The following is an 18,485-nucleotide window of genomic DNA, read 5'->3' as shown; positions in this document are numbered from 1 at the left end:
TTCGTGGATCAGCGCTCGAGCACCACGCCATCGCGCACGACGGCGTCGCCATCGAGAAAGACATCGCAATGACGCAAGGGAATGTCGATATGACACGTCGTCGTGCGGCTACCACCTGCTTCGTTGTTCGGTCCGAGCGAGAACAGGAAGTTGCCTTCGAACGCGCGCGCATCCATGCCGATGGTCGCCTCGCGATCGTAGAGCCCGAGCGTCGACCAGTGCGCGCGAGGCTGCAATCCCCAGCCGATATGCGAGATCGCATAGGCTTCGGGATCGTTGAAGGTCGACATGTACTCGCTGAGCAGTTGCGCGTCGGTGCCGCCGTCGATGCGCGTTGCATAACCGCCCTCGACCGTCAGTTCGATGCGCTCCTGCACGTAGCTCTTTTGCGGCAGCAGGATATCGCCGCGATCGATCACGATGCGGCCGTGCGCCTCTTTATCGTTCGGAAAGGTCAGTGCAAAACCGCTCGGCCAGTGATCCCAGCGCCCAGGCTCATCGACGAAACCGTATTCGGCGATCGGCTCGAACTCGCCCAGCGGACAACGGAAATCCGTGCCGGCCGCCGACACGATGTGCATCTCTTTCGCGCGCGCTATGCGCGCTTGCGCGGCGAGCACGCGCTCGCGATCGGCGGATGTCGGCACGAGACGTGTGAGCACTTCAGGCGGTTCGACGGCAAGAAGAATCTTCGTGCCGGTCTTGAGAATATCGAGTTGCTCGGGCGAGAACAGCAGCGTCATCAGATCGAGCACGAGATCGCTTTCCTTCAGCGCGGCGATGGCGGCGCGATTGCCCGTGAGCGGCGTCGTGCCGAGATAGGCGAGCGAATCGCGGCTCAGGGCTTTTTCGCCGTTCACAGGAGGAAGGTCCAGCCGATTGACGATCGCACTCATCGATTGCGTGGCGATCAGCGCCGTCGAGAGCGTCTGAGGATGCGTGGATGCGCTCGTGAGAATCGTGACTGTTTGCCCCGCCTCGAGACGAGAGAGCTTGAGCACCTTCGTCCATGCATCGACCATCTGGTAATCACTGACTGGCATGCCTGTCTCCTTGAGCGAGCGGCGGCACGGATGCGCCGAGGAAACCGCCGAGCGCGGCGTGGAATCCGGCTTCGTCATCCCACGGAATCATGTGGCCCGCGTTTTTCACGCGCGTATGGTCGAGTTGAGGCACGAGCGCGCGGATTTCCTCGACGTCTTCATCACGTACGACATCGCCTCTTCCTGCCGTGACCAGCAATGCGGGAATCTTCAGATGCGCGAGATCGGCGTGAATGTCATCCGCGTGGAAGCCTTCGAAGCTCGCGCGAATCGCGCGTTCATCGCATGTATGCAGCCATTCGGCGCGCAACGCGAGTTGCTCGTCGGTCCATGTCGTGCAGAACGCGCGCATTGCATCGGCGGTCATGCCTTCGCGCGACTGACGAATCGAATCGATGTACCAGGGCAATTGCGACGGATACGGACGGCGCCCCGGACCCGACACCGGCGGATCGATCATCGCGAGACGGGCCATGCCCACCGGTTTCGCACGCGCAGCACGAATGCCGATGCGCGCGCCCATCGAATGCCCGAGCACGCTGTAACGCTCCATGCCCAGAGCCGTTGCGAAGGCGATCAGGTCGGCGGCTTGCGCATCGAGGCTGTAGTCGAGCGAATCGGATGCTGATGACAGTCCGCGTCCGCGCACATCGAGCACGTAGGTGTCGAAGACCTCGCCGAGATGCTCCGCGACGAATCCCCAGGTCACCGCCGGACTCGTAATGCCCGGCACGATGATCACCGGATCGAGTTCCGCGCGCGCGCCGCCGTAGCGCAAATAATGCTGACGGATGCCGTTGGCCTGAACGTTCGCGCCATAAAGATAGGTCGACATGTTCGCCTCTGTCAGTACGCGCCGGACAGCAACGCGCCCGCGCCCGGCACGATCGGTTCGAGTCCGAGTTGCCTGAGCATTGCGTAGGTCGTGGCGACGGCAGCGGTGATGACGGGCTTGCCGGTCATCGCTTCGACCTTGGCGATCGCGGGCAGCGACGGCATCTGCACGCACGCGGACAGCACGATGGCGTCGGCTTCCTGATAGCGCATCGACATGACGATCTCGGGCAGACGCGCCGGATCGTGACGGCCCACTTCGAGATTGTCGGGAATCTCGAGCGCACGATAGTCGATCACTTCGTAATCTTCGCTGCGAATGTAGTCGACGACGAGCTCGGTCAGCGGCTTCATATACGGCGCGACCACGACCACGCGTTTCGCGCCGATCACCTTCAACGCATCGACCAGCGCGCCCGCGCTCGTTATGACGGGCGCGGCGCCGCCGTTCTCGACCGTGCGTTCGTGCAGACGTTTCTGCGACACGCGATGGTAGCCGTGCCCCATCGCCATGATTGCGACGAGACACGCATAGCCGAGCACATCGACACGCGCATCCGACAACTCGACCGCGCAACGGTCCGACTCGGCATCCATTGCCGCGAGTTCTTCCTTGACCACCTTCTTCATGCGCATGCGGCTCGAATGGAAGGTGAAGCGTTCCGGACGGATCGTCTGCCGGGCGAGCAGCATCGCTGGAATCTCGGTTTCCATCGTCGTATTCGAGCTCGGCACGATCTGGCCGATGCGATAAGGCTTCGTCATTTGCTGCTCCATGTTCTTGAGTCGGGTAGGTTCATCAAAGCCGGAAGATGCGTTCGGCATTGCCGTGACAAACGAGCGCGCGCGTGGCGTCATCGAGCGGCGCACGTTCGATGAAGTCGGCCGCGATCTCCGTCGATTCATACGGATAGTCCACCGAGAACATCACCGCCTCCGCGCCCATTTCGCCGATCGCGCCCATGAGCGCGGGCGCCGAGCACACGCCCGATGTGGTGATCAGGACGTTCGTGCCGATGTAAGCAGACGGCGCGCGTTCGAGGCTCACGCCGTGCGAGTAGACGGCGAAGCGGCTGTCGAAGCGCCAGCGCAGGAACGGCAAGCCCTCGCCCATGTGGCCGAGAATGATCCTGACGCCGGGGAAGCGATCGAACACGCCGCTGAAAAGAAGACGCAATGCGTGGCTGCCGGTTTCGACGCCCCATCCCCAGGTTGCGCCGGTGAGTTCGGGATGACCATCGAGCGCGCGCGGATTCACGAACGCGTCGGTCGGATGCAGGTACAAGGGCACATCGAGTTCCTGCAGCGTCGCCCAGAACGGATCGTACGCGCGATCGTCGTAGTAGACGCCCAGCGTGTGCCCGTTGACCAGCGCGCCCTTGAAGCCCAGTTCGCGGATCGTGCGCGTGAGTTCGTCGGAAGCGGCTTTGGCGGTGTGCATCGGCAAGGTGGCGAAGCCGCCGAAGCGCAACGGATGGCGCGCGATCTGTTGCGCGAGGAAGTCATTGCTTTCCTGCGCCCGGCTGATCGCGAGCGCCGCATCGGGCTCGCCCTGCACGCTCGGCCCGGTCTGCGAAAGAATCGTATAGTCGATGCCCGCGCGGTCCATCTCAACTATGCGTTGTTCGTCGAAATCGCTCAGGCGCGCGGCGAGATCGCGCAGGACTTCGGGCGCGATGTGCTGCGTGAAGCTCTTCGAATATCCCTGGAAGCCCGGTGTGCCGAAGTGCTCTTCCAGAGCGATCTTGCGAATCCGCTTGCTCATTTTCACCTCATTTAATCAGTGGACTGACGATATGCGCGAACGACGACCGATGATGATCGTCCCGACATTGCGCGATCAGTCGCGTTTGCCGAAAAGTCGTTTGATGCGCCCCCAGACGACGCTCCACACGAGGCTGCCCGCGTTGAACTTCGCGGACGCCGCCGCCGCGTTCGATTCAGGGGCCGCGACACCGCCGAGTTGCGCCGTGATACGCGCGCCGAAATCGGCGATCATGCGGCGCACGAAATCCTTCACGAGCCCTGAGCGCGAAAACTGTGCGAGCGGCCCTTGCAGCATGTACTCGAGCGTAACGGCGACACGCGTGCTGTTTCCGCCGTCTTCGCGGCTCAACGCGTAGGTCACGTCGCCATTGGCGCGCGAACGGCTGATGTTGTCCTGTCCCGCACCGCGCATCACGGCGCGATGCGCGGCGTCATCGCGGTCCAGACGGGCCGCGCCCGCGAAGTTCGCGGACATTGGCCCGAACTTGATCGCGATCTTGCCCTTCACGCTTTCGCCGTCGTGCTCCAGCAGTTCCGCGCCGGGCAGGCACGAAGTCACCGATGGCAGATCGCCCATGAACGCCCACACGCGATCGAGCGCGAACGGCACGACGAAGCTGTCGTCGATCGCGGTCCAGCCTTTGCGTTGCGCAGCGGGTTGCTCCGTGGAGACGGCGCTCGCGGCCACGGGTGCAGACGGTGCGCTCGCGGGCGCCGCTGCGAAGGTCTCGAACGCGGGCGCCGAAATCGTTGCTTCGCTGGTCATTGCGCGCGTTGCGGGAGCATCGACGAGCGGATTTTCCTTGACGTCCGCGAGCACCGACTTGATCGCCGCGACTATGCCCATATAGCCCGTACATCGGCACAGATTGCCCGAGAGCTCGAGCCGGATGCGCGCTTCATCGGCATCGGGAAAGCGCCGTACGATATCGCGCGCCGTGATCAGCATGCCGGGCGTGCAATAGCCGCACTGCAAGCCGTGATGAACCGAGAACGCGCGACGCAGCCGCGCCATCAGTTCGTCGTCGTCGAAGCCTTCGATGGTGCGGACTTTCTGCTGGTCGCACGCGACGGCGAACGTGATGCATGAGCGCACCGGTTCGCCGTCGACGAGCACGGTGCACGCGCCGCACACGCCGTGCTCGCAGCCCAGATGCGTGCCGGTCAGATTGTGCGTCTCGCGCAGGAAGTCGCCGAGATGCACGCGCGATTCCACATCGCTGCGCACGGCACGGTCGTTGATGGTGAGTTCGATGACGGACATGGCGGTCTCTTTCATGCGGGGTTTTCGCTCGATACGCCGAACGTCTGCGCGAGGCATCGCTCGAGCGCTGCCGTGTGCATCGAACGGTCGATGTCGTCAGCATTGGGCATCGCGCTCTTCACTGCTTGGGCGAGCGCGTCTTCCGTGGCGGCGCCCGCGCCGCGCTGCGCAATCTGGCGCGCGAGTTCGTCGAGCGAGGCGGGCGGACCGTCGAGTGCGCCGAGCACCACGCGGGCGAGCCCGGTGCGTGCATCGAACGCAGCGGCCGCGCTCGCATGAGCGAACTCGCCGGTCTTGCGGCACAGCTTGTAATACCCCCAGCGCAGCGTCGGCCCGAGCTTGGGCACGAGCACGGCGCTGATGATCTCGCCATCGTCGAGCAGCGTCGTAAAGGCGCCGAGCATGAACTCGCTCACGCGCACCTGCCGCGTGCCGCCCGATTGGGACAGTTCCAGACGCGCGTCCAGTGCTGACAAAGCAAGCGGCCAGTCCGCAGCCGGATCGGCGTGCGCGAGACTGCCGCCTATCGTGCCGCGATTGCGAATCGCACGATAAGCGATTCCACTCGCCACATGCTGAATGTAGGGATGACGCAGCAGCGCGTGCTTGCCGTCCTCGATTTCCGCATGCGTCACCGCCGCGCCGACACGCACGAAATCGCCTGCATCGGAGACCGCGCGCAGATCGGCGATGCGCGAGACATCGACCACGCGGCCAGGCCGCGCAAGCCGCAGATTGAGCATCGGGCCCATCGACTGGCTGCCGGAGATAGGCTTCGCGCCGCTCAGTTCCGTCAGCGCTTCGGGCAGCGACGCCGCTCTCACATATTCGAACGCAGCGGCCTTCATTCCGCCACCTCCTGGCTCAACTCTTCGTTCTTGCCCGTCTTCGCAGCCTTCGCCGCCGCAATCGCCGCGAGCAGACGGCGCGGCGTCAAGGGCGTTTCCGACACGAGCGCGCCGAGCGGCGTGAGCGCATCGTTCACGGCGTTGAAGAGCGCGGCCGGAGGCGCGATCGCGCCGCCCTCGCCAACGCCCTTCGCGCCGAACTCGGTGTAGGGCGACGGCGTTTCCATGTGAATGATCCTGAGCGACGGCAATTCCGTCGGACCCGGCAACATGTAGTCCGCGAGCGTCGATGTGAGCGGCTGCGCGTTATCGTCGTACAGCGTCTCTTCATAAAAGGCCGTGCCGATGCCCTGCGCCGTGCCGCCGATCGTCTGCCCTTCCACCACCATCGGATTGATCATGCGACCGCAATCCTCGACGATCACGTAGTCGAGGATCTCGACATCGCCGGTCTTGGGATCGACGGCGACCGCTGCGGCGTGCGTCGCGTAACTGAACGCACCGGTATCGACTTTCGGTTTGAAGCCTTGCGTCGCTTCGAGTCCGGCGAGATTCACGCCGGCGGGCAAGCGTTCGGGACGCAGATACCAGGCGGTCGCGATCTCCTGTATCGAGACGCTTCCCTTCGAACCCATGATCTGGCCGTGCTCGAAACGCACGGCATCCTGCTCCTCACCGAGCAGATGCGCACCAATGAACATGAGACGCGGCACCAGTTCGCGGCACGTCGTGGCCACCGCGCCGCCCGCCATCACGATGCTGCGCGACGCATACGTGCCGGTGGAATATGGCGTAAGCGCCGTGTCGCCATGCACGACCTTGATCTTTTGCAAGGGCACGCCGAGCACTTCGTTCGCAATCTGCGCGAGCGTCGTTTCCATGCCCTGCCCATGCGAATGAATCCCGGCTCGCACTTCGAGACCGCCGTCGGCGGTGATGCGCACCGTCGCGAGATCGTAGCCCGGCACGACCGGCAAGCCCCACGAAGCAAACACAGCCGTGCCGTGCGCCGATTGCTCGGTGAAGGTCGCAAAGCCGATGCCGACCAGCCGGCCATCTTTCTCGCCGGCCTTCTGCCGTGCGCGCCACTTCGGCACGTCGAGTTGCCCGACCGCGCGACGCAGGCTTTCCTGGAAGTCGCCGCTATCGTAGTGCTTCTTCACGACGTTGGTATAAGGCATGTCCGCGCCGCGCACGAGATTGTCGTGACGCACTTCCCACGCTTCGCGTCCGACCGCGCGCGCGATCGCATCCATCGTCAGTTCGATCGCAAAACACACGCCGGTGCGCGCGACGCCGCGATACGGTAGAAAGCCGGGCTTGTTCGTCGCAGCGCACTGCGTACGGCAGCGATAGCCCGAGAAATCGTAGGGCCCGGGAAGATTGCCGAGCGCTTGTCCGGTTTCGAGACCGATGGTGAACGGCCACGCCGAATACGCGCCGCCGTCGATCAGCAGTTCGGCGTCGAGCGCGAGCAGGCGGCCGCTCTTGTCTGCGTAAGCGGTGAGCTCGTAATGATGCTGACGCGAGTTCGCACCGGCGATCAGATGCTCACGCCGGTCTTCGATGAAGCGAAACGGCTTCTTGTACGTGAGCGCGAGCCACGCGATGCACAGCTCTTCCTGCTGCAGCACGCACTTGTAGCCGAACGCCCCGCCCACATCGGGCGAGATCACGCGCACCTGCGCATGATCGATGCCGAGACATTGCGAGAGCACCGTGCGAATCATGTGCGGCACCTGCGTCGACGTGATGACGACGAGTTGCTCATGCGTGTGGTCCCAGTAAGCGAGCACGGCCTTGCCTTCCATCGGCACCATGCATTGACGCGCGAGATCGACCTTCTGCTTCACGACGACGGGCGCATCTTTCGAGCGTTCATCGAAGTTGATGTCCGCCTTGAGGTCGAGAAAGAGATTGTCGGTCCAGTGATCGTGCACGCGGACATCGGAGCGCTCGCGTGCGACGAACGCATTCGCGAAGGCCGGCAGTTCAGCGAGATCGAGCTCGATTTCTTCCGCGATATCCTCGGCCTGCGCGCGCGTCTTCGCGAAGCACATGGCCAGCGGCTCGCCGACGAAACGCACCTTGCCCGATGCAAGCGGCGGATGCGACGACGGCTTGTACGAAGGCAGGCTCGAATCCGCGACGATGTCGGTGGCGCTTCGCATGTCGTCGCGCAGGATGACCTGATCCGCGCAACGCTCGGGCTTCGCTACACGCACGATGCGCGCGTGCGCGACGGGACTGCGCAGAAACGCGACTTCCTGCAAGTCGGGAAACGTATAGTCGGCGACGAACTTGCCCTTGCCGTGCAGATGCCGCTCATCTTCGCGACGCCGCACGCGCGCGCCGACGCCGCCGCTTTCGGCCGGCGCTTCCGTGTGTTCCGTATGACTCATGCGCTCTCTCCCAGCGACGTTCAGACGGGGTAGGCGAGATCGTTGGCGATCATCGCCGTGTCGTACACCGCCTGTCTTTCCTTCAGCAGAAGAACGTTACCATTGCGCGCGAAGCGGTCAAAAAGCCTGCCCGCCTGATGCAGCGTCGTCGCGCCTTCGACCAGCGTCTGCAGCAGCATGTAGTTGCTCTGCGCGACGATCTCTTCATCGGTCGCGTTCAGAATGCGCACGTTGGAAACGAAATGCAGCATCTGCCGCGGCGCGAACATCTGCGTGCGCGCGATCGCCACCGCGCGGTCGCGCAGCATGTCGCGGCCTTCCGCATAGACAAGGCCGACGGGAAAGCCATTCGCCGCGTTCTCGTATTCCGTTACGCGATACAGACAGTTCTCGGTGAAGAATTCCGGCCAGCGTTCGATATCGCCGCCATCCAGCGCCGCGCAATACTCGGCATGAAAATCCTCCACCGCCGCGCGCGCAATCAGCGCCTTGTCATGCGCGATGTTCTGCTTCTCGAATCCTGGCAACATCTAGAACTCCATGACTTCACGATAGTGTTTGTACATGGCCCGAATGGCAGCCTCGGAGATCAGGTTGTCAGCCGTGCCGATCTTGTCGCCGTCCAGTCTGACGATGCTGCGGTCGCTCACCGAGCGGCGCACGCCTTCCTGGACGAACTTCATCGCTTCGTTGTCTTCAAGGCCGAGAAAGCCCGACGGCCCCATCAGATTGCCTTGCCGCAGACGGTGACGCACCATCTCGTCGGTATCGTCCTCGTAGCCGAACATGGTCCACAACATGATCATGCTGTTGGGTCCGTTCGGCACGATATGACGTACGCCAAGCGTATTCATCTCGCGCTGCACGACGAGATTCGGCCAGATGGTCTGCATCGTGACGGACCATTCGGAATCGAACTCCTTGATGAATTCGAGGAAGCGTTCGTCGCGCAGGATCATGCCGTCGTGAAACGAGCGCATCTCCTTCTTCTTATCTTCATCGACGGTCGCATACAGCGAATCGCTCTTCGCCGATGCCATCGTGCCGTGAATGCCGTACTTGCTGTCCGCGACCATCGCCGAGCGGTTGCCCGCGACCAGCAGGCCGAACACGACGAGAAACGAATGCAGCAGCGTCGCGTGATACGGGTCCTTCAGATTCTCGTGATACATCTTCCAGTTGCACGGCAACTCGTTCTTGTAGAAGCCGAGCACGCGCAGCTTCCTGCCGTTGAACACGGCGTCGAAGTCCGTGAGGATCTCGGGCGTGAGGTAGTCCGCGAGCGCTTCCATGTCGTGCGAAAACGACGCGAACACCACGCCGTTGCGTGTCGCGACCGCAAGCTTGCGCAGGCCGTGTTCGTCGGTGCGGAAGTCCTTCGGCATGCCGCCGAGCTTGTTCACGCCGCGCCTGAACGGCACGCCCTGAAGATTGCCCTTCAGGTCATACGACCATTGGTGATACGGACAGACGAATTCCTTATTGTTGCCGCGGCTATGACGGCAGAACTCCGCGCCGCGATGCGCGCAGCGATTTTCGAACACGTTGATCGAACCGTCCTCGGCGCGCGATACGACCACCGGCGTCGGGCCGACGTACGAGCGCTTGTAGTCGCCGGGATTCGGCACTTCCGCTTCGAGCGCGACGAAGTTCCAGGTGCGTCCATGAAAGATGCGTTCGACTTCGCGCGCGTAGACAGCTTCGCTCGTGTACACCCAGTCCGGAATGCTATGCAGCCCCTCTTCGGGCCACGCGAGTCCTTCTAGCGGCGGATTCTTGGCTTGTGGCGTATGTGCGCCGATGATCGTTTCAGACGAGTACACCTTGATCTCCCGAGTGTGTTGAGCGAAGCAGCTTGTCTAGCTGACGCAACTTGATCGCGGGGTCCGCGAGCATGGCTGCATCGACTCGCAGCGCGTCTTCCACGAGCCCCCTGAGTGCGCGCAACTCGCCGCCCTGATTGATCGCGAGCACTTGGACGATGACGCCGTCGCGCAGTCCCATCAGCACGGTCTTGTCGGCCGCGCCCGCGCGTTCAATCCATCGATCGATGGTTGGATCGGGCAAGCCGAGCATCTGGATGTTCCAGTCGTATTGATCGGTCCAGAACCAGGGCGTCGGTTCATACGCCACGGCGTCGCCCGTGATGTTGCGCGCCGCGACGATCGCCTGCTCCTGCGCGTTCTGCCAGGATTCGAGACGCGTCGGCCGAGCCGTTGCGCCGAAGGGAAAATTGGCGCAATCGCCCGCGGCATAGACATCGGCGGCGGAGGTGCGGCAATGCCGATCCACAACGATGCCGTTGTTCGTTGCAATGCCTGCCGCTGCGGCGAGTTCGTCGTTCGGCTGCTGGCCGATTGCGATCACGCACAGGTCGAACGCTTGCGTGCCCACCTGCACGCCAGTCGGGTGTTCTTCAATTTGCAACGCTCTCGCGTTGAAAACGAAGCGCACGCCGTGGGTTTCATGCTTGAAGCGCAGACGCTCCGACATCGCGGACGGCAACGCACGGCTCAACAAGCTCGATGCGGATTCGAACACGGTCACGTCGAGAGCCCGTGCGCGTGCGCTCGCGGCGAATTCCAGACCGAGAAACCCGCCTCCGATCACCGCCACGGAGCGCGCAGTCATGAGCCGTGCACGCAGACGCATGGCGTCATCGAGCGTGCGCAGATAGAACGTGTGCGGACCTTCGGGCGCGGCGGGCAACGGGCGAGCGCGCCCTCCGGTCGTCAGAAGGCAATGGTCGTAACGCAGTTCGCCGCCTCGCTCCAGTCTCGCGACATGCCGCTGCGTATCGAGTTCCAGCACGCGATCACTGATCCACTCGATACGCTCATCCTCATAAAGCTGCGCGCCGTGCATCCAGCTCTTGAAGCAATCGGCATCGTCCGTTGCGATGAGCACGTCCTTCGACAGCGGGGGGCGCTCATACGGCGGATGACGCTCGTCGCCCGCGAGCACGATACGCCCGCCGAAGCCATGCGTGCGCAGCTCCGCGGCCGCGCATGCGCCGGCCTGCCCCGCGCCGACGATCAATACGGTCTGCGTCATGGTGTCCGCTCGCATCACAGATCGACGTAGATTTCGCCGCCCTCGACCTGCACGGCATAAACGCGGATCGGCTGCGTGACCGGCGCGCACTGCGCCGCGCCCGAACGAATGTCGAAGCGCCCCTGATGCAGCGGACATTCGATGCAGCCGTCTTCCATATAGCCGTCGCTCAACAGCGCGAACTGATGCGTGCAAACGTTGTGCGTCGCATGAACTTCCCCATCGAGCAGATAGAGCGCGATGCGCTCCTCGCCGATCGTCACGCCGAGCGGCTCGTCTTCCACGAGTTCGGCGAGTTTCGCCGCGAACCTGAGAGCCATCTGTCGCTCCTTGAAAATTGCTCAGTATGCTGATGAACTTATGAGCGTATGCTAGCAGGACTTTTCGGCGAGTCAACCAGAACAAAAATAGTGGCTTTCCCGTAGAGAGTCGGGCAAGAAGCGCGGGAACGCCACGCGTCGCGCGCGCGGCTATGCGATGATTCGAAGCTCCGTCACGAATTCGCCGCACCATGCCCGCCACCGCCGCCACGCGCACGAGCCATCTGCCTCTCGCGAGCATCGGCTTCATCCTTGCTTCGATGCTGTGCTTCGCAATCGTCGATACGCTCGCGAAGGCTATCGCGCTGCACTATCCGGCAAACGAGCTGACCTTCTTTCGCATGCTTTTCGGTCTCGTGCCGGCGTTCGCGGCGTGCTGTATCGGCGAACGTTCGTTGATCGATCGCGTGAAGCGGCTCGACCTCAAGGGACAGACTTGGCGCGCGCTCACGCTGCTCGGCGCGTCGGGATTCTTCTTCGCGGGATTGCCGTACATCCCGCTCGGCGAGGCGGTGGCCATCGCTTACTCGGAGACGCTGCTGGTAGTGGTGCTCGCGCCTTTCGTGCTCAAGGAGAGGCTCACGTCGCGCGCCGCGGTGGCCGCGCTGATCGGTTTTATCGGCGTCTTGCTGGTCGTGCGGCCGGGCGGAGGCGAATCGAACTGGCTCGGACCGGCGCTGTTGCTGATGAGCGCGTTGTGCGGCGCATTCTCCATCATTCAGATCAAACGCATTCGCGTCACGGACGATTCACGCACCACGGTGTTGTTCTTTACGATCGTGGGCACGCTCGTCACTTCGCTCACGCTGCCGTTCAGCTGGAAAGAGCCCACACTCGATGCCCTCGCGCTCATGGCGCTGCTCGGCGCGCTGGCGACCGCCGGACAGATCCTGATGACCGTCGCCTTTCGCCGCGCCGATGCGGGCACGCTCGCGCCTTTCAACTATACGAGCATCGTGTGGGCGGCCTTGTTTGCCTATATCGCGTGGGGCGAGACCATCGCGCCGCTGTCGCTCGCAGGCATTGCGCTGATCGTCGGCAGCGCGATCGCGGTCGCGTGGCAACGCAAGCTACCCGAAGGGCCGATCGCCTGAGTGGCGCCGGAGCATCAGGTCGCGGAGAATCGCTCATGGACGATAAGCCCGCCGAACACGAGCCCAGCGGCAAGACTCGTGCAGCCGCTATATGCGACGAGCCCGAGCGCCCAGCCCTGATTGCCGACGATGAAGCGCAGCGCAAGAACCAGCCCGCACCACCCGGCGATGCGAAAGCCGCGAGATTGCCCGGCGCGAAGCTCGCGTCCGAACACGTTCTGCTGATGCCGGTCCATCGAGAAGGCCAGAAACGCGAACGCCATCACGCAGAAAGCGAGAGTCAGAAGGCCCGTCACACGCTTTCCTTTTCACGCTGAGGCGTCGCGACAGGCGCCGTATGCTTCGCTTGCGTCTTCACGCGCGGACGATGACGCATCACACGCAGCGCCAGCGCGGCATGCAACGCGGCGAAAGCCCACATCATCAGATCGTAGCCCGCGAAAATCCAGTCGCCTTGCGCGACGCTGCGCCAGAAGGGACGGTCCGTGGTCAACGCGTTCAGCACGGGCAGCAGCGCGAGCAAGGCGGCCGCGAGCCACAGCAACTCGATCCACGCGCGCTTCGCGGGACGCGCGATCGCATAGAGCAAGGTCGCGCCCCACACCGCAAAGAAGACGTTGATCTCGGCGTGATCGCGCGCAGCGATCCCAACAGGCAGCAGGCGATTGCCCCATAGATAGCTCGTCATCGCGACGGACAGCCCTGCGATGCCCGCAATGTTCAAACGCTCGACGAGCCGGAAGCCGAAGTACGGCCGCGCGGGATCGGGCAGCTTCTGACGGCGCTTGACGGTCCACATCACAAGACCGGTGCCGACCATCGCCGTGCCCGCGAGACTCACGATGAAATACAGCCAGCGCAACTGCAGATCGCTGAAGCGGCCGAGATGCAGCGCGTACAGCACGCCGCGCGTCTCGGCCGCGCCGCCGACGCGGTCCTTCACTTCGATGAGCTTGCCCGTCACGCCATCGAAGAGCATGTATTGCGGGCTCATTGACACGCGCGAGGCCTCGCCGCGCGATACCGCCACACGCGCCGTGATATCGCCCGGATTGGTGATCGTCACGCGGCCGACCTTGTCGCGGCCCCAGCGCGCCTGCGCTTCGCGGACCATCGCATCGACGGGAGCGAGGCTCGCGTGCTGTCCGGCTGGCTTGCCCGGCTGAATGAATGCGCTCAGTTGCGCCATCATCGTCTGACGCTCGGCGGGTGTCCTGAATGCGGTTTGCGCGCCCCATGGCATGTACATAGCCATCAGCGTGACGAGGCCGGTGTAGGTGATCATCGCGTGAAACGGCAGCCCGAACACGGAGAGCGCGTTGTGCGCGTCGAGCCAGGAACGCTGTCCCTTGCCCCAGCGGAACGTGAAGAAGTCGACGAAGATCTTCTTGTGCGTGATGACGCCGCTCACTATGGCGACGAGCATGAACATCGCGCAGAGGCCCGCAAGCCAGCGTCCCCATAGCACGGGCATGTAATAGAACTGGAAATGGAAGCGATAGAAGAACTCGCCGCCCAGCGTTTCGCGCGCCCCCGAACGCTTGCCCGTCACCGGATCGAAACTCGCCTGATCGAATGCACGCTTGCCCGCGGTGTTCGGCGTGCGCCAGAACGCCCCGATGACGCTCGTGCGCTCGCCCGGCAGCTCGAAGCTCCATTGCGGACTGCCGGCGGCGATGGTTCCAAGCGTCGCGGTGACGCGTTGCGCGACGAGCGCGGCATCGGCCATCTCGCGCTGATGCGGCTGCTCGGGCCGCATCCATTGCGAGGTTTCGTCCTTGAAATAGCTGACGGTGCCGGTCAGGAACATCGCATAGAGAATCCAGCCGGCGAGCAGGCCGGCCCACGTGTGCAGATCGGACATGCTCTGGCGAAGGCCGCGGCCTGAACTGCTGCCTCGTGTGGTGTTGCGTGCGGAATTCACGAGACACTCCACACGGCGAGCAGCAGCGGCGCGGCGACGATGAAGAGCCCCGCCCACGCCCGGAGCGCGCTGCGCACGGCGAACACCCAGATCACGGCGCCCGCGTAGACGAGGAAACTCGCGAGCATGCCGGTCAGCACGGCTTGCGGCTTGCTCATCGGCAGCGCGAGCGCCGCTACGCTCGCAAGCGCGGCGAGCGCGTAGCCGCCGAAAATCGCCGCGACGATGCGCGATGCAAGCGGCGCGTATTTGCCGATGATGTTCACCGGCGTGGGCCGGGGCGCGATGCCTGATGTCGTCACTTCAGTTTCTCGAATCGTTGCGCGTCAGCGCCGCTCATCCGCGCACTGCGCCCGCCATCGAAGCTGAAGATGAGATGAAGCCGGCCGAGCCGCGAGTTAAATGCAAATGCGAACGATTATTAATAACAAAAGATAACAAAACTTGTCAAGCGACGCTTAAAAGCGGGGCGATGAAAAACGCGGCGAATGCCGCGTCAGGAAGGATTCGAGTGGCCGGGCGGAGGGGCGGACGCGCGCCCTATTCCTCGCCCGTCACCCATTTTTTGGTGGCGTGATAGCCGCGCTTCGAGGTATCGGCGATGGCGTGTCCCGCCGACTTCGAGGTGTCGGCAATTGCGTGGCCAGCCGACTTCGCGCCATCGCCAATGGCGTGAGCAGCGTCGCGCGCCGCGTGTCCGGTCTGGCGTCCGGCCGACTTCGCGTCTTCCTTGAACTGATGCGCGCCCGATTCGAGGCTGGCATGCGCGAGCGGGCTGAGCGCGATCAACAAGGCCGGAACGATGAGCAAGGTGGTCTTTTTCATGGCGACGATTCTCGCACATCGCGTCAGCGCGATCATCAGCTGGGTGCGGCGGGACACCCGGCCCCATTCTCCGAATGCGCGAGCGTCGTCTCCATACGCGATCTGTTACTCAACACACGGCGGACGCGCCCGAATCGGATCATCGTAGCGAAGCGCGTGGCAACGAAAGACCGCTGGGCCTCGCCGGACCTGCGTCCACACACGCCGAAGCTCGCAACATTCAGGAAAACGATCGCCGCTGCCGTATACGAGAAATGCGCGCCAGGCGCACATAAGGGACCGTCCAATTCGGGGGAGTTTCGGTGTCTAGCCAAATCGCATGGGTTTTCATGCTCGCGTTGCTGTGCGCGGCTTGCGGCGCGCAACTCTGGAGCAGCGGCGTTCACAAGCGCGGCGCACAGCTCGCGAAGCAGTTCTTCGAGCGCCAGCCGAACGCGGCGGACAACGGGGCTCGTGTCGAATCGATGGATGGGTTCGCCGCCTCTGAACTCGGCCATCTGCTGCGCCGCGCCGATGTGCGCAATCCGCGCGCGGCGCTCTCGATGTGGACGCTCGCCACAGCCGCGATCGCCCTCGCCTGCTCGGCGGGCGTCGGACCGGCGCTGTCCCTGGGGGCGCTCGCCGTGTCGGCACTGTGCGCGTACGCCGTTCTCGCGTGGCGCGCGCAAAAACGCCGCCGGACGATCGTACGGCAGTTGCCCGCGTTTCTGGAGGACATCGTGCGGCTGGTGTCCCTCGGCAACGGCGTGCAGGCCGCGTTTCAGGTCGCGTCCGCGAATTCGCCGTCGCCGCTCGCCGCTTGTCTCGAAGAACTCGTGCCGCGCGTGCGCAGCGGCGCCGACATCGATCAGGCGTTCGCGACGGTCGCGCGCACCTGGCGCGTGCAGGAGTTCGAACTGATCGGCGCGGTGTTGCGCATCTCGATCAAGTTCGGCGGCCGCTCCGATGTGATGCTCGAACGCATGGCTTCGTCCATGCGCGAGGGTCGCCTCGCGCGGCTGCGCGACTGACGAAGCGCATCGACGAGCCGGTTCGACTCGTGCGGCTTCGCGCTATGCGAAGCCGCACACGGCGCGATGTGACGCATCAGCACGACGTCGGCCGCACGCGTTCTACTTCGAGCCCGAAGAACGGACGCAAACGCGTGCCGAGCACGTTGCCGAAGAACGCGGCGACGAGCCACAGCCAGCCGTGCAGACTGCCGGACACGATGCCGCTGAAGTACGCGCCGATGTTGCAGCCATACGCGAGACGCGCGCCATAACCCAGCAGCAGCCCGCCCACGACGGCCGCGATCAGCGAACGCAGCGGAACGCGCCACGCGGGGGCGTAGCGGCCCGCGAGCGCGGCGGCCAGCATCGCGCCGAGCACGATGCCGATGTCCATCACGGACGTGACGTCCCGCGAGATCGGCGCGGCGAGCGCGGCGGCGTTGGCTTTCGTCATCCAGTACGGCCAGCTCGCGGTATCCACGCCGAGCACGGCGGCCGCCTTCGCACCCCACAGCGCAAACGCCGACGTGATGCCCCACGGACGGCCCGAAAGCGCGAGCGTCGCGAAGTTGAGCACGGCGAGCGCGATGCCGCCGGCGACCATCGGCCACGGCCCGTGCAGCCACGGCGAGGTGTGCGCGGGCTGCACGTGCGCGGCGACGAGCTTGCCGTGACGCCGCTTTTCGATGACGACCGTGAGCGCCGCGATCAGCGCGAACACGATCCAGTTGAGCGCGAGCGCGGGACCCGCGCCGAGCGTCTTGACGAGCGAGATCGGCTGCAGTTGCGGCAGCGCGGTCCAGAACGGCATGTGCGCGGTCGCGATGACGGAACCCGCGATGAACGCGGCGAGCGTCACGATCATGCGTGTGCTGCCGCCGCCGACCGTGTACAGCGTGCCGGACGCGCAGCCGCCGCCCAGTTGCATGCCGATGCCGAAGATGAATGCGCCCACCACCACCGAGGTGCCCGCGGGCGAAACCAGCCCGGTCACGGGCATGCCGAACAGGGAGCCCGCCGCGAGCGCGGGAAAGAACAGCGCGACGCCGACCGCGAGCATTAGCATTTGCGCGCGCAGGCCGGCGCCGCGGCCATCGGCGATGAACACACGCCACGCCGACGTGAAGCCGAACGCGGCGTGATAGAGCGCGACGCCGAGCAGCGCACCGACCACATAGAGCGCGGCCTGACGCGCGCCGACGCTCTGCGCGAGATAAACGGCCCCCAGCGCGATCAGGAGCGCGGCGACGGCGAGCGGCCTGGGATTGATGTCCGCGCGACGCGGCAGGGAGGTAGCGAAATCTGACATGACGTTTTGCGAGTGGAGAAGCGGAAAACCTCGTATTTTCGCGCATTTGCGTGCGCCTCGCTGGCGGCACGAAGCTTGCAACGATGGAGGAATTCTGTTCATTTCGCCCGGAGCCGCTCATGCATATCGTTTGCCACATGATGTCGTCGATCGATGGCCGCAGTCTCACCGACAACTGGAACCTCGACTTCGCGTCGCCGACCTATGAGGACACCGCCGCGCGCTTCAAGGCAGATGCGTGGGTCTGCGGCCGCGTCACGATGCAGGAAATCTCGCACGGCAAGGACCGCGGCTATCCGCGCGGGCTCGCGAAGAGCCCGATTCCGCGCAGCGATCATTTCGCGCGGCGCGATGCGAGCCAGTACGCCATTTCCATCGATCCGAAAGGACGTGTCGCGTGGAAGAGCGCGACGGCGCTCGAATCGCATATCGTCGAGGTGCTCGCGGAAAGCGTCGAGGACGATTACCTCGCGTATCTGCAATCGATCGGCGCGTCGTATGTGTTCGGCGGCAAGGACGATATTGAACTGGCGCGCGTCGTCGAGACGCTGGAACGCGAACTGAAGATCGGCAAGCTGATCGTCGAAGGCGGCGGTCATGTGTCGGGCGCGTTCGTCAACGCAGGACTCGCGGATGAAGTGAGCGTGCTGCTGGTGCCGCTCGTCGACGGACGCGAGGCGCACACGTCGTCGTTCGAAGTGTCGATGGACAAGTGGAAGAAACCTGCGTATCTCAAACTCGAATCGGTCGAGACGCTTGCCAACGATGTGCTATGGGTGCGCTATACGCGCAAGGACTAGTCGTGCTCT

At 64.1% G+C, this 18,485-nt stretch carries 19 protein-coding genes; 3 read left to right on the top strand and 16 right to left on the bottom strand.

The window, feature by feature from the left end:
* Positions 1 to 8: 8 nt before the first annotated feature.
* From AWB79_RS05145 to AWB79_RS05095, 11 genes are all read right to left on the bottom strand, one after another.
* Positions 9 to 1,043: a 2,5-dihydroxypyridine 5,6-dioxygenase NicX family protein gene (locus AWB79_RS05145; RefSeq protein WP_061166292.1), complete on the bottom strand. Its 1,035-nt coding sequence runs from the start codon at positions 1,041 to 1,043 to the stop codon at positions 9 to 11.
* Positions 1,030 to 1,878 carry an alpha/beta fold hydrolase gene (locus tag AWB79_RS05140; RefSeq protein WP_061166291.1) on the bottom strand — a complete coding sequence of 283 codons (849 nt, stop codon included), beginning with the start codon at positions 1,876 to 1,878 and terminating at the stop codon, positions 1,030 to 1,032. Before AWB79_RS05140 ends, AWB79_RS05145 begins: the two co-directional genes overlap by 14 nt.
* An 11-nt stretch (positions 1,879 to 1,889) precedes the next feature.
* Entirely contained in the window at positions 1,890 to 2,642 is a 753-nt protein-coding gene (locus AWB79_RS05135) for a maleate cis-trans isomerase family protein (RefSeq protein WP_061166487.1), read from the bottom strand.
* A gap of 34 nt (positions 2,643 to 2,676) precedes the next feature.
* Complete coding sequence (locus AWB79_RS05130) at positions 2,677 to 3,642, bottom strand: amidohydrolase family protein (RefSeq protein WP_061166290.1); 966 nt, start codon at positions 3,640 to 3,642, stop codon at positions 2,677 to 2,679.
* A gap of 75 nt (positions 3,643 to 3,717) precedes the next feature.
* Positions 3,718 to 4,908, bottom strand: coding sequence for a xanthine dehydrogenase family Fe-S subunit (locus tag AWB79_RS05125; protein WP_061166486.1), 1,191 nt, complete (start codon positions 4,906 to 4,908; stop codon positions 3,718 to 3,720).
* Between the two features lie 11 nt (positions 4,909 to 4,919).
* Entirely contained in the window at positions 4,920 to 5,756 is an 837-nt protein-coding gene (locus AWB79_RS05120) for an FAD binding domain-containing protein (protein ID WP_061166289.1), read from the bottom strand.
* On the bottom strand, positions 5,753 to 8,158 hold the full coding sequence (locus AWB79_RS05115) for a xanthine dehydrogenase family protein molybdopterin-binding subunit (RefSeq protein WP_061166288.1): 2,406 nt from the start codon (positions 8,156 to 8,158) through the stop codon (positions 5,753 to 5,755). Before AWB79_RS05115 ends, AWB79_RS05120 begins: the two co-directional genes overlap by 4 nt.
* Positions 8,159 to 8,178: 20 nt before the next feature.
* A complete protein-coding gene (locus AWB79_RS05110) occupies positions 8,179 to 8,688 on the bottom strand; it encodes an aromatic-ring-hydroxylating dioxygenase subunit beta (protein ID WP_034470910.1) in 510 nt (169 codons plus the stop codon).
* Positions 8,689 to 9,981, bottom strand: coding sequence for an aromatic ring-hydroxylating dioxygenase subunit alpha (locus AWB79_RS05105; protein ID WP_061166287.1), 1,293 nt, complete (start codon positions 9,979 to 9,981; stop codon positions 8,689 to 8,691).
* Positions 9,968 to 11,212 carry an NAD(P)/FAD-dependent oxidoreductase gene (locus AWB79_RS05100; RefSeq protein WP_061166485.1) on the bottom strand — a complete coding sequence of 415 codons (1,245 nt, stop codon included), beginning with the start codon at positions 11,210 to 11,212 and terminating at the stop codon, positions 9,968 to 9,970. Before AWB79_RS05100 ends, AWB79_RS05105 begins: the two co-directional genes overlap by 14 nt.
* A 14-nt stretch (positions 11,213 to 11,226) precedes the next feature.
* Complete coding sequence (locus AWB79_RS05095) at positions 11,227 to 11,532, bottom strand: non-heme iron oxygenase ferredoxin subunit (RefSeq protein WP_061166286.1); 306 nt, start codon at positions 11,530 to 11,532, stop codon at positions 11,227 to 11,229.
* A 191-nt stretch (positions 11,533 to 11,723) separates the two neighbouring features.
* Between AWB79_RS05095 and AWB79_RS05090 the strand changes: the two genes are divergently transcribed.
* Positions 11,724 to 12,626: a DMT family transporter gene (locus AWB79_RS05090; protein WP_061166285.1), complete on the top strand. Its 903-nt coding sequence runs from the start codon at positions 11,724 to 11,726 to the stop codon at positions 12,624 to 12,626.
* 14 nt (positions 12,627 to 12,640) lie between these two features.
* On the opposite strand, the gene AWB79_RS05085 is transcribed toward AWB79_RS05090, so the two are convergent.
* The 4 genes from AWB79_RS05085 to AWB79_RS05070 all read right to left on the bottom strand — a co-directional run bounded on the left by AWB79_RS05085 (position 12,641) and on the right by AWB79_RS05070 (position 15,375).
* Positions 12,641 to 12,922 (bottom strand): DUF3325 domain-containing protein, encoded by a 282-nt coding sequence (locus AWB79_RS05085; RefSeq protein WP_082862272.1) that lies wholly within the window; start codon positions 12,920 to 12,922, stop codon positions 12,641 to 12,643.
* Positions 12,919 to 14,490 carry a PepSY-associated TM helix domain-containing protein gene (locus AWB79_RS05080; RefSeq protein ID WP_061166283.1) on the bottom strand — a complete coding sequence of 524 codons (1,572 nt, stop codon included), beginning with the start codon at positions 14,488 to 14,490 and terminating at the stop codon, positions 12,919 to 12,921. The genes AWB79_RS05085 and AWB79_RS05080 overlap by 4 nt, the downstream gene beginning before the upstream one ends.
* A 56-nt stretch (positions 14,491 to 14,546) precedes the next feature.
* Complete coding sequence (locus AWB79_RS05075) at positions 14,547 to 14,852, bottom strand: DUF3649 domain-containing protein (RefSeq protein ID WP_374728521.1); 306 nt, start codon at positions 14,850 to 14,852, stop codon at positions 14,547 to 14,549.
* Between the two features lie 238 nt (positions 14,853 to 15,090).
* Positions 15,091 to 15,375 carry a hypothetical protein gene (locus AWB79_RS05070; RefSeq protein WP_061166483.1) on the bottom strand — a complete coding sequence of 95 codons (285 nt, stop codon included), beginning with the start codon at positions 15,373 to 15,375 and terminating at the stop codon, positions 15,091 to 15,093.
* A gap of 302 nt (positions 15,376 to 15,677) precedes the next feature.
* On the opposite strand from AWB79_RS05070, the gene AWB79_RS05065 reads away from it, so the two are divergent.
* A complete protein-coding gene (locus tag AWB79_RS05065) occupies positions 15,678 to 16,385 on the top strand; it encodes a type II secretion system F family protein (RefSeq protein ID WP_082862271.1) in 708 nt (235 codons plus the stop codon).
* Between the two features lie 76 nt (positions 16,386 to 16,461).
* On the opposite strand, the gene AWB79_RS05060 is transcribed toward AWB79_RS05065, so the two are convergent.
* Entirely contained in the window at positions 16,462 to 17,676 is a 1,215-nt protein-coding gene (locus tag AWB79_RS05060; protein WP_061166281.1) for a YeeE/YedE family protein, read from the bottom strand.
* A 119-nt stretch (positions 17,677 to 17,795) separates the two neighbouring features.
* Between AWB79_RS05060 and AWB79_RS05055 the strand changes: the two genes are divergently transcribed.
* A complete protein-coding gene (locus AWB79_RS05055; protein WP_061166482.1) occupies positions 17,796 to 18,476 on the top strand; it encodes a dihydrofolate reductase family protein in 681 nt (226 codons plus the stop codon).
* Positions 18,477 to 18,485: the final 9 nt, after the last annotated feature.

The organism is Caballeronia hypogeia, assembly GCF_001544875.2.
Classification (GTDB): Bacteria; Pseudomonadota; Gammaproteobacteria; order Burkholderiales; family Burkholderiaceae; genus Caballeronia; species Caballeronia hypogeia.
Note: the sequence above shows the minus strand (reverse complement) of the source record. Positions and strands in the feature narration are given on the sequence as shown.

Bases quoted from the DNA above. Each gene is read 5' to 3' on its own strand.
- AWB79_RS05140 (WP_061166291.1), bottom strand. From the start codon at position 1,878: ATGTCGACCTATCTTTATGGCGCGAACGTTCAGGCCAACGGCATCCGT.
- AWB79_RS05115 (WP_061166288.1), bottom strand. From the start codon at position 8,158: ATGAGTCATACGGAACACACGGAAGCGCCGGCCGAAAGCGGCGGCGTC.
- AWB79_RS05060 (WP_061166281.1), bottom strand. From the start codon at position 17,676: ATGTCAGATTTCGCTACCTCCCTGCCGCGTCGCGCGGACATCAATCCC.
- AWB79_RS05090 (WP_061166285.1), top strand. From the start codon at position 11,724: ATGCCCGCCACCGCCGCCACGCGCACGAGCCATCTGCCTCTCGCGAGC.
- AWB79_RS05080 (WP_061166283.1), bottom strand. From the start codon at position 14,490: ATGTCCGATCTGCACACGTGGGCCGGCCTGCTCGCCGGCTGGATTCTC.
- AWB79_RS05110 (WP_034470910.1), bottom strand. From the start codon at position 8,688: ATGTTGCCAGGATTCGAGAAGCAGAACATCGCGCATGACAAGGCGCTG.
- AWB79_RS05130 (WP_061166290.1), bottom strand. From the start codon at position 3,642: ATGAGCAAGCGGATTCGCAAGATCGCTCTGGAAGAGCACTTCGGCACA.
- AWB79_RS05095 (WP_061166286.1), bottom strand. From the start codon at position 11,532: ATGGCTCTCAGGTTCGCGGCGAAACTCGCCGAACTCGTGGAAGACGAG.
- AWB79_RS05070 (WP_061166483.1), bottom strand. From the start codon at position 15,375: ATGAAAAAGACCACCTTGCTCATCGTTCCGGCCTTGTTGATCGCGCTC.
- AWB79_RS05120 (WP_061166289.1), bottom strand. From the start codon at position 5,756: ATGAAGGCCGCTGCGTTCGAATATGTGAGAGCGGCGTCGCTGCCCGAA.
- AWB79_RS05125 (WP_061166486.1), bottom strand. From the start codon at position 4,908: ATGTCCGTCATCGAACTCACCATCAACGACCGTGCCGTGCGCAGCGAT.
- AWB79_RS05100 (WP_061166485.1), bottom strand. From the start codon at position 11,212: ATGACGCAGACCGTATTGATCGTCGGCGCGGGGCAGGCCGGCGCATGC.
- AWB79_RS05145 (WP_061166292.1), bottom strand. From the start codon at position 1,043: ATGCCAGTCAGTGATTACCAGATGGTCGATGCATGGACGAAGGTGCTC.
- AWB79_RS05055 (WP_061166482.1), top strand. From the start codon at position 17,796: ATGCATATCGTTTGCCACATGATGTCGTCGATCGATGGCCGCAGTCTC.
- AWB79_RS05135 (WP_061166487.1), bottom strand. From the start codon at position 2,642: ATGACGAAGCCTTATCGCATCGGCCAGATCGTGCCGAGCTCGAATACG.